The sequence below is a fragment of the Ewingella sp. AOP8-B2-18 genome, from assembly GCF_052376015.1.
GTDB lineage: Bacteria > Pseudomonadota > Gammaproteobacteria > Enterobacterales > Enterobacteriaceae > Ewingella > Ewingella allii.
On sequence record NZ_JBQSVB010000003.1, the window covers coordinates 88,343 to 102,305 of the forward strand.

A 13,963-nucleotide genomic window follows, 5' to 3' on the forward strand; every position below is an offset into this window, starting at 1 on the left:
GGTTCAATAATTGAAAGGGATGAAGAAATGAAAATTGCACTGATGATGGAAAACAGTCAGGCCGCGAAAAATGCGTCGGTCCTGAAAGAGCTGAAAACCGTGGCGGACGAGAAGTCTTACTCGGTTTACAACGTCGGCATGAGCGACGAGCAGGATCATCACCTGACCTATATTCATCTCGGTATCATGGCCAGCATCTTGCTGAATGCCAAGGCGGTAGACTTTGTGGTCACCGGCTGCGGCACCGGGCAGGGCGCGCTGATGTCACTGAATATCCACCCTGGCGTGGCCTGCGGTTACTGTATCGACCCAGCGGATGCCTACCTGTTTGCCCAAATCAATAACGGTAACGCGCTGTCTCTGCCTTTCGCCAAAGGCTATGGCTGGGGCGCCGAGCTGAACGTGCGCTTTATTTTCGAGAAAGCCTTCTCGGGTGAAAGAGGTCAGGGCTACCCGGCTGATCGCAAAGAGCCTCAGGTGCGTAACGCCGGGATTCTCAATCAGGTCAAAGCTGCCGTGGTGAAAGAGAACTATCTCGACACCCTGCGCGCCATTGATAAAGATCTGGTGAAAACGGCGGTAAGCGGCCCGCGCTTCCAGAAATGCCTGTTTGAAAATGGGCAGAACAAAGAGATCGAAGATTTCGTCAGAACCCTGCTGGCGTAATTCCCCAGCCATGCCTCGCAACGCGCGCGGGCATGGCTGTCATATTGCTGTCATATCCGCTCTTTACTCTCCTGCTATTCGAAAAAAAACTCAGGAGCTCTCCCTTGCGTAAGTCCCTCGTCGCATTACTGTTTTTAACCCTTTCCGGCGCTGCATTTACTTCTCAGGCCGCTGAAGAAGCTAAGCCGTTTGTCACCAGCAAAGAGGTTGATCTGAGTAAATATCTGCCAGCTCCTCCGGCGGATGACTCGGCGCAAACCAAGGCTGAAATCAAAGAGCTGTTGGCGATTCAGGCCAGCCGTACGCCGGAGCAGGAGAAGGCGGCGATTGCCGACGCGCAGGAGAACGTCTGGCGCTTTGCCGATGTGATGGGCCCTGAATTCACCGCTGAAAAATTGCCAAAAGTGGCCGCGCTGTTTGACCGTGTCATCGCGACGGAAGACGTGGTGGATGACTCCGCCAAGAAGTTCTTCAACCGTTCGCGCCCGTACATGGTGGATGAGCAGATCCACCCGCTGCTGAAAAAATCTAAGTCTGGATCATGGCCGTCCGGTCACTCCACCGTCGGCTATCTGATGGCGACCGTGCTGGCCGATATGGTGCCGGAAAAGCGCAACGAGCTGTTCACCCGTGCCGCAGGCTATGCGGAGAACCGCCTGGTTGCCGGTTTCCATTACCGTTCTGATACCGTCATGAGCCGCACCGGTGCTGCGCTGATCGCCCAGAAAATGGCCGAGCAGCCAGAGTTCCAGACTGAATTCGACGCAGCAAAAACCGAACTTCGCGCGAGCATGGGGCTGAAGTAACTTCCCCGATTCGTCCATAAAAAGCCGCTCCGCCGCCTCGAAAACGGCCGAGCGGCTTTTTTATTATTTCACTTTCCCTCTTTCACCTCTCGCCATGTATCCCCCGGCCATACAGATACACTGTGGTACAAAGCCGACTTTTTAGACCGAAATAATAGGATACAATCTGTTCATCCCCTCCTGATGCTAATGGACCTTTCCGTGGATCATATTGACCATATTCTGATCGTGGATGATGACCGCGATATTCGTGACCTTATCGCCGATTACCTGCAAAAAGCCGGGTTGCGCACCAGCGTGGCGGCCAACGGCAAGCAGATGCGCGCCTTGCTGGAAACCCAGCCGGTGGACCTGATTGTGCTGGATATCATGATGCCCGGTGACGACGGTTTGGTGCTGTGCCGCGAGCTGAGCAGCGGCAAGCATCGCACCATTCCGGTCCTGATGCTGACGGCCCGCCATGAAGAAACCGACCGGATTTTGGGATTGGAAATGGGCGCGGACGACTATTTGGTGAAGCCTTTTGTCGCCCGCGAGCTGCTGGCGCGCATTAAGGCGATTTTGCGCCGGGCGCGCATGTTGCCGCCGAATCTGCAAGTGACCGAAGCAGGGCGGTTGCTCTCCTTTGGCGTGTGGGATTTAGACACGTCGGCGCGCCATTTGGTGGATGCCGACGGCACTATTGTGGCGCTCAGTGGCGCGGAATATCGGCTGCTGCGGGTCTTTCTCGACCATCCCCAGCGGGTGCTAAACCGCGACCAACTGTTGAATCTGACTCAAGGCCGCGACGCCGAGTTGTTCGAGCGCTCAATCGATTTGCTGGTCAGCCGCCTGCGTCTGCGGCTCAACGATGACGCCCGCGAGCCGGCCTACATCAAAACCATGCGCAGCGAAGGCTACGTTTTCTCCATGCCAGTGGTGATCAAAGAGGCCCGCGAATGACCTGGTGGCCGCGCTCTCTGCTTTCCCGTCTGCTGATTATCGTGCTGCTCGGCCTGCTGCTGGCGAACGCCCTGACGCTGAGCTTATTGATGTATGAGCGCATTAGCAGCGCCCGCTCGGTGATGCTGGGTAATCTCGAATATGACGTGGCGACCAGCGTCGCTATTCTCGACCGGCTGCCCGCCGCCGAGCGCCCGGCCTGGCTGAGCATGCTCGGGCGCGGAAACTACCACTATTTGCTCAGCGCCGGTCAGCCCGGCGAATACCCGACGACGTGGCGTTCGCAGGATACCGCCGAGTCGCTGGAGCAGGCGCTGGGTGCCAATTATCACCTGTCGATCAATGCTATTCCGGGCAAGCATGAGCAGTTACAGGCGCACCTCACCCTGAAAGACGGCCAGCCGCTGACCATCGACATCACGCCGCGCCCGACGCCCATCGCCAACTGGCTGCCCTTTGTACTCTGCGTGCAGCTGGCCTTGTTGCTGATTTGTTCGTGGTTCGCCGTGCGTCAGGCGGTGCGGCCACTGACCGTGTTCACCAAGGCGATAGAGTCCCTCGACCCAACTTCGCTGTCAGCCAGCACCATGGCGGAGAGCGGGCCTGCCGAAGTGCGCTACGCCGCGCGGGCTTTTAACGCCATGCAGGCCAGAATCAAAGGCTATCTGAAGGAGCGGGCGCAAATTCTGGCGGCCATTTCTCACGATTTGCAGACGCCGATAACCCGCATGAAATTGCGTGCCGAAATGGCCGACCAGCCCGAGCTGCGCGACAAGCTGCTGTTAGATCTCGAGGAGATGACCCATCTGGTGCGCGAAGGGATTGCCTATGCCCGCGCGTCAGAAAATCTTGAAGAGAAGTTCAGCCGAATCGACCTCAATGCCTTTATCGATAGTCTGGTGTGCGACTATCTCGACGTGGGGAAAAACGTCGCTTTCATCCCCGCCTGGCAGCCCGTGGCGCTGGTGACTCACCCGCAGGCGCTGCGGCGTATTCTGACCAACCTAATTGATAACGCGCTGAAGTTTGCCGGCAGCGCCGAGCTGCGGCTCAGTCTGAGTGAGAGTGGGACGGCGGAGATCGTCATTGCCGACAATGGGCCGGGGATCCCGCCGGAGGAGCTGGAGTCCGTGTTGCAACCTTTCTATCGGGTCGAAAGCTCGCGCAATCGCGATACCGGCGGCACCGGGTTGGGTTTGGCTATCGCCCAGCAGTTGGTCAATCAGTTGAAGGGCAAGCTACAATTGGCCAATCGCCAGCCACAGGGTTTGCAGGTCATAATTCATCTCTCCCTAACTGAATAATTGTTTTCTTATGTATCAGCGCCGCCCGGCGCTATACAGAAAAACAAATCTCGCGTTAATTGAAACAGCCCACATACATTTATCCGTTTAAATAAGTCATCCGCCGAGACAAGGTCCGGCGGAAATAAACTTAACTTAATCGATATATTATGAGGCTTATTATGAAACTCTTCCGCACCGTTATTCTGCCACTCTCTTTGCTTATTACCGCCGCTGCCGCCACGCCTGCCTTTGCCGCAAAAGAAGTCAATAATACACAGGGCTTGGTGAAAATTGGCACCGTTTCTGACAGCAGCAGTAATGCTCTGTCGTTATCGGAATTAAATGACAACCTCTCCATGAAAGCCGATAAAGCCGGAGCCAGCGCGTATCGCATTATCGCCGCCGGGGGGAATAACAGTTATTACGGCGTGGCCGAAATATACCGTTAATTGTGTATCTCATTATTTATTACGTCATACAGATACATAGACATAAGAATCCGCTACCAGACCGAAACATGCCAGATACATAACAACTTTACTCTTGTTACGTCGGGAAAATCATCCCGCCCATGTCCCTTGGTCTGATATTTCAGGAGAAAATGATGAAGCCGCTACACAAAACGTTTTTGGCCATGACCGTCGCCGGTCTGATGACCGGCTTTTCCGCCCACGCGGAGCAGGTTCACACCATTGTTCTGGTCCACGGCGCTTTCGCCGACGGCACCGCCAGCTGGGAGCAGGTGATCCCTGTTCTACAGTCGCGCCATTACGAAATTATCACCGCGCAAATCCCGCTGACCTCGCTGAAAGAGGATGTCGAAGTGACCGAACGCGCTATTGCCCGCGCCAAGGGCGACGTGATTCTGGTCGGCCACTCGTGGGGCGGCACGGTCATCACCCAGGCCGGTAATAACCCACGCGTCAAAGCCTTAGTGTACATCAATGCCTTCGCGCCGTCCGCCGGGCAGTCCACCGCCGATCTGGTGAAAAGCTTCCCGGCACCTCCGGGCAGCGCAAAAATAGTGAAAGGGGCTGACGGCTTCCTCAGCCTGCCAGCCAGCGCCATCGCCAGTGACTTTGCACAGGACGCCACGCCCGAGGCGCAGAACATCGTGGGCATAACTCAGGTGCCAATCCGCGCCTCAAGCTTTGATGAAAAAGTCACTAAAGCCGCGTGGGAAACCAAGCCCAGCTGGTTCTTGGTCGGCAGCAAAGATCGGATGATCAACCCCGACTTGGAGCGCGCGATGGCGAAGAAAATCCACGCCCGCGTGACCGAGCTGCCGGTAAGCCACGTCCCGATGCTGTATGACCCAAAAAACGTCGCCCGCACCATTTTCAAAGCGGTGAATATCACTTCGGGTAACTAGCCCGTGGTCAGGGAGTTCTCATGTCAATTCTGATTGCTTATCTGGGCGGAATGCTCACTTTGTTAAGCCCGTGCACGCTGCCGGTGATCCTGCTGTTATTTGCCGGAGCGGGCAGCAATAAACGCCATTTCGCCGCCCTGCTAATCGGCATGGTGCTGACCTTCACGCTGGTGGCTTTGCTGGCAACGGCAAGCAGCGAGTGGGTAGTGCATGCCAGTAAATATGGCCGCTGGCTGGCGCTGGGCTTACTGGCTATCACGGCACTTTCGCTTATCTCTGAGCATTTTGCCCAGAAGATTGCGCAGCCCGCGGTGCGCCTTGGCTCCCTGCTTGATAGCCGCAGCCGCCAGCAGCGGGGGGTGACCAGCGCTCTGCTAGCCGGTGGGGCAGTCGGTTTGTTGTGGGCACCCTGCGCGGGGCCGATTCTGGGGGCCATTCTCAGTACCACCATGCTCAACGGAGCCTCCGGGCAGAGTGGATTACTGCTGCTGGCCTACGGCAGCGGCTGCGCGACGATGCTGGCCGTGCTGTGGTTTTGCGGCGACAAACTCTTGGCCAAGCTGCGAGCTAAAATGGCGATCACCGTACGTTTTCGCCAGATGGCCGGGGTGATGATGTTGGCGTCGGTAGTGTTTATCGCCTCGGGGGCTACCAGCTTGCTGGATACCAATAGCGCCGTCGGCCAGCAGTTAGAGCAGCATCTGCTGACACTTAAGCCTTCGCCGGCCAAGAGAGTCGTTCTGCAACCCGTTGATATTCAGGCGCCGTCCAGCCAGATGCCGTCTCTCAATGGCGCTATAACCTGGCTGAACTCCCCGGCACTGACGCCAGAGCAGTTAAAAGGCAAAGTGGTGCTGATCGACTTCTGGACCTTCGACTGCATTAACTGCCAGCAGAGTATTCCTCACGTCCGCGAATGGGCGGAGAAATATCAATCGCAGGGGCTGGTGGTGATTGGTATTCACACCCCGGAGTATCCGTGGGAAAAGAATATCGATGCCGTAAAACAAGCGCTGAATAAATGGAATATTAAGTACCCGGTCGCCGTTGATAATAATTACGCCATCTGGAATGCCTTCGGTAATCAATATTGGCCTGCGCATTATTATTTCGATGCCAAAGGGCAATTACGTTACGAGAACTTCGGGGAGGGTAATTATCAACAGCAAGAAAAAGTCATTAATGCGTTATTGGCCGAAGCTAAGGCTTAATTTAATAAGGAGGTAATTTCACATTAGATAATCTCGCTGTGTTAATGCTGTGTCTGACATCATTTATTTAATTTAACTCTCAACTTTCTGGAGCTTTATATGAAACGTATTGCTATGTCCGCTATTGCCTTATCTCTGATCTCTTTTAGCGCTGCCTCTTTAGCTGCTGAAGCCACGGGCCCTAATTTAGAGCGCTGTTTTGGTGTCGCAAAAGCGGCAGATAACGACTGCAAGGCCGGGGCGGGCACCACCTGCGCCGGGACTTCCAAAATCGATTACCAGAAAGACGCCTACAAGATGGTTCCGCAAGGCACCTGCACCTCCATCCAGACGCCAAAAGGCCACGGTTCACTGACCGAAGGCTAAGCCAAGAGGGCCACCACCATGACGACAATAACTCAACTGGGTGCCGGGCTTGGGCTGAAGCCGGAGCATTACCAGCAGGCGCTTAACAGTCCGGCGGACGTTTGGTTTGAAGTCCACAGTGAAAATTATCTCATGGCCGGTGGCCCGCGCAGGGAGTGGCTGGAGGCGATTCGCCAGCAGCACGCGATTTCCCTGCATGGCGTTTCGCTCTCTCTGGCCGCCGACGCCCCGCCGGACGCCGCGCTGCTCTCTCGCCTAAAAGTGCTGGTGGACGAGGTTAAACCGGCCTTGGTTTCCGAGCATTTGGCGTGGTCGCAGTGGGACGGCGCTTACTACCCGGACCTGCTGCCGGTGCCGCGCACCTCGCAGGTGATGCGCCGGTTAATCGACAATATTGACCGGGTGCAGGACGCGCTGGGCAGGCAGATTTCGCTAGAGAACCCAACGCACTACCTGCATATGCCGGAGCACGAGTGGGATGACATCGCGTTTCTGCATGAAGTGAGCTGTACCACGGGGTGCGGGCTGCTGCTGGACATCAACAATGTGTGGCTCAGCGCCCACAACCTGGGGTTTGACGCCGGCGCGTGGCTCGATGGTTTTCCGGCAGACAGTGTTACCGAGATTCATCTGGCCGGATTCAGCAGCGACGAAGGCGGCAGCAGCTTGCTGATCGACAGCCACGACAGCCCGGTGTCCGACGACGTTTGGGGGCTTTATCAACGACTTATTCAGCGCATCGGCGCGCGCCCCACGCTGATTGAACGTGACGACAAACTGCCCGAGTTCGCCGTGTTATTGCAGGAGCAGCAGCGAGCACGAGACATTCTTCACACCTACGGAGGCTGGCGATGAACGACGAACTGGCCCGATACCATCAGGCTTTTATCCGCGCCCTGTATGACGAGAACAGCGCCGAGCTGGCGCATTTACAGCAGCAGCCAGGCTTCTCGGTCTATCGCAACAGCGTGCTGAAAGGCTGCATCGACGCGCTTCAGGCCAATTTCCCCAGCGTCGCCAGCCTGACCGGTGAGCATTTCTTCCGCGAGATGGCGCGGCAGTACGCGCTGGTGGAGCCGCCACGGGAAGGGATGCTGATTCGCTACGGCGAGTTTTTCCCGGCATTTATTGCCACCTACCGGCCCGCCGCCGAACTGGGCTATCTGGCTGACGTGGCGCGGCTCGACTGGATTTGGCTGGAGGTGTTTTGCGCCAAAAAGACAGCGGCCTTGGAGGTACAGGCATTGGCCGGGTTGTCGCCAAAGTGGGTTGGCGAAAGGGTTTTAACTCTTCGCAGCGCGGTGCGCTGGCATTGGCACCCGAGCCTGCCGGTCTTCACCCTGTGGCATTTCAACCGTTACCAAACTGCGCCGCCGGAGAACATCCAGTGGCGCGGCGAGGGCGCGCTCTTGGTGATGCGCCAACAGAGCATCGAGGCCGAGCCGATAAGCCGTGGCGGCGCGGCATTCCTCACCGCCTGCCGCGATGGCGCGAGCCTTAACGCGGCGAGCGAACGGGCATTACTTACAGAGCCAGCATTAGACATTGGCCCATTTTTCACGCGCTTACTGCATCTCGGCGTTTTTGCCGCGATGGCGCATTAATTCGTAGAGGTAATAATGAAAACGACAGACATATTTTTGAATACTCAGGCTTCTGCTGAGCAGGGCTTGCGCGGATTGTGGAATGCCACGTGGCGCGGCGTGCAGCGTCTGGTTAGCGACAACCTGCTGCTGCTGGTCGCCCGAGTGGGTATCGCAGCGGTGTTCTTCCTTTCTGGGCGCACCAAAGTGACGGGTTTTATGACCCTTAAGCCTTCGACCTATGAGCTGTTTAAAACCGAATACGCCTTGCCGCTGATCCCCTATGACATTGCCGCGCATCTGGCGACCTTCGCCGAGCACACCTTCCCGGTGCTGCTGGTCCTTGGCCTACTCTCCCGCTTCGCCGCCAGCGGCCTGCTGTTTATGACACTGATTATTGAGATCTTTGTCTATCCCGACGCATGGCCAACCCACCTGATTTGGGGCGGATTGCTGCTGATGGTTGTCTCGCGCGGAGCAGGGAAGTGGTCGATGGATCGGGCGTTAGGATTGGTGTGAGGCAGGAGTCAAAGCCAGTTTTGGGGCTGGCTTTGACTTAAACAATGACCAAGTTTACCAGGCGAGTTTCTCTTTGCTGGCTTTCTCGTTTTGGTCATACATCATTTTGATGGTGGTGTAGTTACACATATCCACAGGACCTTTGCAGTAATCTTTGATTACTTTATCCATGATCTTTTTGTCTTTCGCTTCAGTCAGCGCTTTGAAATCAGACAGGTTTTTCTTCTCCATCATGCGCAGCATAGAGTCCTGGCACATATCCAACTGCCCGTCGCAATATTCCTTCTTCACTCTCGCCTGAATGTACTCAATGACCTCTTTCTTCTGCGCTTCTGAACCATCGAATTTCATCGGGTTCACGAAAGCGGCGCTAGCCATGAATGTGCATGTCATCAGAGCAAAGCCCAGAATTTTTTTCATCAGAATGTCCCTTTACGTTATACGAATCATTTAGCGCGCGAATGGTAACATTTTCTAATGGGTGGATCATTTATGTTACTTCTATAGGATAAGGTTTAAGAATCACCATCTGATGTACGGTATTTAGAGGGATCTATGCAAAAACAGACGACGACACTACTGCCGCCATTGGATCTTCTGACGCCTCCTCCAGCCGGTCACACTCAAGTTGATGATTCGGAGCAAGTATTAATAGCCAGAATGATTGAATCTTTCTTGGCGGAGCATAATGTCGAAGCCCAAGTTTGTGGTTTTTCTCAAGGCCCGGTTTTCACCCTTTTCGAATTATATTTGGCTGCTGGCATTTCGGTCAATCGGGTTACGGTTTTGCAGGATGATTTAACGCGTAGGCTTTCAGCAGAGAGCCTGCGAGTCCTGCGTTCTATTCCCGGTAAGCCATATATTGGAATAGAACTTCGCAATAAATACCGGCAGGCCGTGTATTTGCGGGAGGTTTTAGATAGTTCCGAGTTTATTGAAAATGCTGCACCTTTGGCTGTCGCCTTGGGCCAAAATAGTCTCGGCCAACCCGTGATTACCGACCTTACAACTATGCCGCATTTATTGATTGGAGGGATGACGGGGGCGGGGAAATCGGTATTTCTAGATAGTCTGATAATGAGTCTGTTATATAAGCATACGCTGGAGACGCTGCGCTTTATTTTGGTTGACTCGAAGATGCTGGATTTATCCTTCTATGAAGGAATTCCCCATTTGCTCACCAGCGTTATCAGCGATATGCGTTACGCCACTGATGCATTGCGTTGGTGTCATAGTGAGATGGATCGTCGCTACAAACTTATGGCAGCGCTTGGTGTTCGCAACCTCGCGGATTATAACCTGCGTATCGAGCATGCTGACGCTCTAGCTCGGCCCATTCCCGATCCCTACTGGCTACCACATAGTGATAAACCTCAGCCATACCTAGCTAAAGAGCCTTATATTGTCGTTGTCGTGGATAATTTTTCTGAGCTAACAGCAGCGAATGATGAATCTGCGAACGGTCTTCTCGACTCGTTGGTTCGCAAAGCCTCTATCGCCGGTATTCATCTCATTTTAGTGAATACATTGCCTTCGGCAGCGGTAATGGCGAGTTCGATTAAAGCGAATATACCTTCACGCATTGCGCTGACTGTAAGAAGCCGGGGCGATTCGAACAGTATATTAGATCAAGGCGGCGCAGAGCTTTTATTAGGTTCGGGTGATTTACTCTATATCCCTTTTAATACCTCAACACCTATGCGAATACATGGTGCATATGTGAGAGAACAAGATATACATGCTGTTGTTCAATATTGGAAAGCTTGTGGCAGGCCAGCATATATAAATGCTTTAGGAAGGGATAACTCAGGAACTGTTTTTGAAATAGATGGCGATGAGGAGCTTGATCCCTTATTCGATCAGGCTGTTGCATTTGTTATCGAACAAAGAAGGGCGTCTATTTCAGGTGTGCAGCGGCAATTTCGTATAGGTTATAACCGAGCTGCTCGAATAATAGAGCAAATGGAGATGCAGGGGATTGTTAGCACATCTGGACATAACGGTAACCGAGAAGTGTTAGCGCCACTGAGTGATAACTGATATATACACACAATACACACCAATAAATTGCCTTTAGTGTGTGTTATGTGTATGATTTTTTCATCAGGTCACGAAAGGGAGGAAGGGTGAAAAGTTCGGAACTGATAAAAAAGTTAGAAGCAAATGGTTGGACGCTTGAACGCATCAATGGAAGTCACCACCAGTTCAAGCACCCTGATTTTGCAGTACTGATAACAGTTCCGCATCCTCGTAAAGACATAAAGCTCGGGACACTTAGGCAAATTATGAAGGATGCGAAACTTAAGTCATCGGGGAGGCGCTCGCAAGGGCGCTCCTTTTCGCACAGGAGAAACACGATGTTCTATGCAGCTTATATACATGCAGATCCAGACGGTTCAGCTAGCGGGTCATTTCCTGATGTGCCCGGTTGCTACTTCGCTGGAGATACGCTGGAAGAAGCGGCGCAGGATGCAAAGTCAGCGCTTGAGGCCCATTTTGAATTTTTGGCTGATGATGGCAAGGCCATACCAGAAAGCACTGGCTTAACCAATAAGGCAATGAGCGCCGATCCGGAGTTCAACGAAAACTATCAGGGCGGCGCTTGGATCTTCGTTGAAGTCGATGTGACTAAGTTCATGGGGAAAAGTGAGCGTATAAACGTGACGCTGCCTCACTTGCTTATCAACAGAATCGACACTTTCGTCAGCCAACATCCAGCGTATGCGAGTCGCAGTAACTTTCTGGCGAAAGCGGCGCTCAAAGCATTAAGTGAAACTAAGTAACTCTTCCTGATTCATTAAAAGCCTCAGCAACCGCTGGGGCTTTTTAATTTAGAAATAAAAAGCCACCCGACAAGGTAGCTTAAATATTTGAATTTAAATCGAATTTGGTGGCCCCTACTGGACTTGAACCAGTGACCAAGCGATTTTGAGAATTATGCTTATTATATATATAACAATAAGTTATTTATTTATCATATAGTTAAATTGTAAATATAAGGCAATATTGGCCAGCATTACTAAGTTATTGCGACGTTTTTGCGACACTATATGTGTTTGAGAGCAACGTATGGTATCAATCGTTCAATTCTATATCGGTCAAGGCCATTCTGAGTGAGGGATTCAAATTTTAATGTTATGCAAAGCTCATAAAGCCAATCCTTTTCATTTTTTAAAATTGGTGTAAATGCATTTCTATATCTTGAGTTCAAAGTCATACGTACTTTATCCCATGCTGCTCTTGGTAATAAGAACCAAGTAATTATGAAATCTTCTATTGGGATTATGTTTAGTATGTCTGTTTGTGAGTATTTTCCAATATCACTCCCTTTTCCAAGGAATAAAATCTGGAATTTCTTAATGTCATTTCTCATCGCGTCAAGAATTTCTTTTTTAAAGTTATCATAATTAAATTGGAGTGCTTTATTTCGTTTTTCTTTAAGATATTCTATTGCTTCATTGATGTGCTCTTCATATTCATCACTCGACCAATAAGAGTGATTATGAGATCTTTCATATACGTCCTCATCAAAAATATTTGGCACTAATGATGAGGGTGTTAAAGTCTTATCTCTCAGTAAATCATCAATGTATTCTTTTATTCTAATTAAAAGCGTGTCATATGATTCATTTAATATTTTATTTTTTGTGAGTAGGTTTAATACGTAAAACATATGAAGCATCTCACCAATTTCAGTGATTTCTCTTCTATCAAATTGATGGTTTAGTTCAATTATTGCATCGTTGACGACTTCATCTTCTAGATAATCAAAATTAAGTATTTTTAACCACGCCGGTGCTTCTTTCTGGATCATGAAATATATACTAGAATCTAGTTTCTGTGCAATTATTTCCTTCGGATAATAACCAGATTCTAATATATTTCCTATCGTGACATAATCAATTATATTATTTAGTAACTCTTGTTCATTATATTTGAGGAAGATTTTAATAATTCGACTTTGGTCCTCGGTTAAAACCATTTCTCCACTTTCAATTCTACTCTTGTTGAATATGAACATTTGATAATCTTCCGTTATATCCTTTATATCATCAATGGTCATTTTTCCAGATCTATATTCCACATTCATTATTGTGAAGTTGGAAAACAAAATCTTCATAGCTTCAAAATTTTTCAGGTGTCTTATCTCAAGACATTTTTGTAATCGGACACAATCTTTAATCACATGTTTGAAAATTCTCAAGGACTGACAATTACTTTTTTTGAAAGCATTGATTATTTCATCTTTGACAGCGATGAAGTTATTTAAGTTTGGAGATTCACTGAAAAAATAATTAGCAGCTTCATCAATTTGGGGTTTGACTTTTATAGAGTGTCCGATTATTTTTTCTTTGGTAGAGCCGAAGTCTTCTTGAGTTTTATCATCATGGGCTAAAACAATTACTCGAGACATGTGGTGCTCAACATATTTATTGATAGCTCCTAGAATTTCTTTATTAGTTAAATTACAACGTTCTAAGTCATCGAATATTATGATCTTGGAGTTATCAACCTCTTCTTTTATCAACGCATCAAGCACGCTACCGATAATAGCTCCTGCTCCAAAAGTCACCCCCTGAACTTCTGCAGAAGAGTCCTTGGCCATACCTGCCGTCTTTTTAATTAGACTTTTTCCTGGAAACATTTTTGCAAATACACCAGCATATATTTCAGTTGTGCTGCTTATACCAAACAAACTAATGTGACATTGTATTTCTTTCGGAATGCTTTTTAAAACTTGATATGTTTTACCAGCGCCCCATTCGCCTGTAATTAACACTGCAAATCCAGGATTTTTTAATTTGATGTAATAATCTAAATAATCTTTCAATGCGTCGTTTGTCATTGCATCATCCTTATTTAAAGTTGTTTAGAGGGTTTAATCTTAAAGCATCTTCAAAATGATCAGGCGCAAAGTGTGAATAGCGCATTGTCATTTTTATATCTACATGATCAAGGATGCGTTGTAGCACCAGAATGTTGCCGCCGTTCATCATAAAATGACTGGCAAATTTATGACGCAAAACATGCGATAACTGGCCATCAGGAAAGGCGATTTTAGTTCGACCTAATGCTGAGCGAAAAGCATAGTAGCAGGGTTAGAAGATCCCTAACGTACATCCCAATGAGAAGTGAACGCGATGCATATAATTGTGTTACGGAACACTTCTATAAAAACCTCTATACGGCGGGCACTTGGCCCGCCATTACA

The 13,963-nt window shown here is 50.4% G+C and carries 15 protein-coding genes and 2 pseudogenes; 14 read left to right on the plus strand and 3 right to left on the minus strand.

Annotated features, from left to right (window positions below; all coding sequences use genetic code 11):
• Window positions 1-27: 27 nt before the first annotated feature.
• The 11 genes from ACT3RR_RS08230 (at window position 28) to ACT3RR_RS08280 (ending at window position 8,751) form a co-directional block, all read left to right on the plus strand.
• Complete coding sequence (locus ACT3RR_RS08230) at window positions 28-666, plus strand: RpiB/LacA/LacB family sugar-phosphate isomerase (protein WP_034793380.1); 639 nt, start codon at window positions 28-30, stop codon at window positions 664-666.
• A gap of 104 nt (window positions 667-770) precedes the next feature.
• The gene (locus ACT3RR_RS08235; protein WP_496200094.1) at window positions 771-1,472 is read left to right on the plus strand and encodes an acid phosphatase; all 702 of its coding nucleotides are present in this window, start codon (window positions 771-773) and stop codon (window positions 1,470-1,472) included.
• A 201-nt stretch (window positions 1,473-1,673) separates the two neighbouring features.
• Complete coding sequence (locus ACT3RR_RS08240) at window positions 1,674-2,414, plus strand: response regulator (protein ID WP_353503474.1); 741 nt, start codon at window positions 1,674-1,676, stop codon at window positions 2,412-2,414.
• Window positions 2,411-3,718 (plus strand): ATP-binding protein, encoded by a 1,308-nt coding sequence (locus ACT3RR_RS08245; RefSeq protein ID WP_353503473.1) that lies wholly within the window; start codon window positions 2,411-2,413, stop codon window positions 3,716-3,718. The genes ACT3RR_RS08240 and ACT3RR_RS08245 overlap by 4 nt, the downstream gene beginning before the upstream one ends.
• A gap of 161 nt (window positions 3,719-3,879) precedes the next feature.
• Window positions 3,880-4,149, plus strand: coding sequence for a DUF1471 domain-containing protein (locus ACT3RR_RS08250; protein WP_496200095.1), 270 nt, complete (start codon window positions 3,880-3,882; stop codon window positions 4,147-4,149).
• A 155-nt stretch (window positions 4,150-4,304) separates the two neighbouring features.
• Window positions 4,305-5,072, plus strand: coding sequence for an alpha/beta fold hydrolase (locus tag ACT3RR_RS08255; RefSeq protein WP_353504032.1), 768 nt, complete (start codon window positions 4,305-4,307; stop codon window positions 5,070-5,072).
• A 20-nt stretch (window positions 5,073-5,092) separates the two neighbouring features.
• Window positions 5,093-6,283 (plus strand): cytochrome c biogenesis protein DipZ, encoded by a 1,191-nt coding sequence (locus ACT3RR_RS08260; protein WP_496200096.1) that lies wholly within the window; start codon window positions 5,093-5,095, stop codon window positions 6,281-6,283.
• 99 nt (window positions 6,284-6,382) lie between these two features.
• Window positions 6,383-6,649: a BufA1 family periplasmic bufferin-type metallophore gene (locus tag ACT3RR_RS08265; protein ID WP_034793372.1), complete on the plus strand. Its 267-nt coding sequence runs from the start codon at window positions 6,383-6,385 to the stop codon at window positions 6,647-6,649.
• Between the two features lie 18 nt (window positions 6,650-6,667).
• On the plus strand, window positions 6,668-7,504 hold the full coding sequence (gene bufB / locus ACT3RR_RS08270) for an MNIO family bufferin maturase (RefSeq protein ID WP_496200097.1): 837 nt from the start codon (window positions 6,668-6,670) through the stop codon (window positions 7,502-7,504).
• Entirely contained in the window at window positions 7,501-8,253 is a 753-nt protein-coding gene (locus ACT3RR_RS08275) for an HvfC/BufC family peptide modification chaperone (protein ID WP_496200098.1), read from the plus strand. The genes bufB and ACT3RR_RS08275 overlap by 4 nt, the downstream gene beginning before the upstream one ends.
• A gap of 15 nt (window positions 8,254-8,268) precedes the next feature.
• Window positions 8,269-8,751, plus strand: coding sequence for a DoxX family protein (locus ACT3RR_RS08280; RefSeq protein ID WP_353503468.1), 483 nt, complete (start codon window positions 8,269-8,271; stop codon window positions 8,749-8,751).
• A gap of 54 nt (window positions 8,752-8,805) precedes the next feature.
• On the opposite strand, the gene ACT3RR_RS08285 is transcribed toward ACT3RR_RS08280, so the two are convergent.
• Window positions 8,806-9,171, minus strand: coding sequence for a hypothetical protein (locus ACT3RR_RS08285; RefSeq protein ID WP_353503467.1), 366 nt, complete (start codon window positions 9,169-9,171; stop codon window positions 8,806-8,808).
• A gap of 135 nt (window positions 9,172-9,306) precedes the next feature.
• Between ACT3RR_RS08285 and ACT3RR_RS08290 the strand changes: the two genes are divergently transcribed.
• The 3 genes and pseudogenes from ACT3RR_RS08290 to ACT3RR_RS08300 all read left to right on the plus strand — a co-directional run bounded on the left by ACT3RR_RS08290 (window position 9,307) and on the right by ACT3RR_RS08300 (window position 11,534).
• On the plus strand, window positions 9,307-10,791 hold the full coding sequence (locus ACT3RR_RS08290) for a DNA translocase FtsK (RefSeq protein WP_496200099.1): 1,485 nt from the start codon (window positions 9,307-9,309) through the stop codon (window positions 10,789-10,791).
• Between the two features lie 86 nt (window positions 10,792-10,877).
• Window positions 10,878-11,054: pseudogene (locus ACT3RR_RS08295) on the plus strand (type II toxin-antitoxin system HicA family toxin); the annotation flags it as partial.
• The gene (locus ACT3RR_RS08300) at window positions 11,037-11,534 is read left to right on the plus strand and encodes a type II toxin-antitoxin system HicB family antitoxin (protein ID WP_496200198.1); all 498 of its coding nucleotides are present in this window, start codon (window positions 11,037-11,039) and stop codon (window positions 11,532-11,534) included. The pseudogene ACT3RR_RS08295 and the gene ACT3RR_RS08300, both read left to right, overlap by 18 nt.
• 263 nt (window positions 11,535-11,797) lie before the next feature.
• Here the strand turns inward: ACT3RR_RS08300 and ACT3RR_RS08305 are convergent, their stop codons facing one another.
• On the minus strand, window positions 11,798-13,597 hold the full coding sequence (locus ACT3RR_RS08305) for a hypothetical protein (protein WP_496200100.1): 1,800 nt from the start codon (window positions 13,595-13,597) through the stop codon (window positions 11,798-11,800).
• A 10-nt stretch (window positions 13,598-13,607) separates the two neighbouring features.
• Window positions 13,608-13,847, minus strand: a pseudogene (locus ACT3RR_RS08310) (tyrosine-type recombinase/integrase); the annotation flags it as partial.
• Window positions 13,848-13,963: the final 116 nt, after the last annotated feature.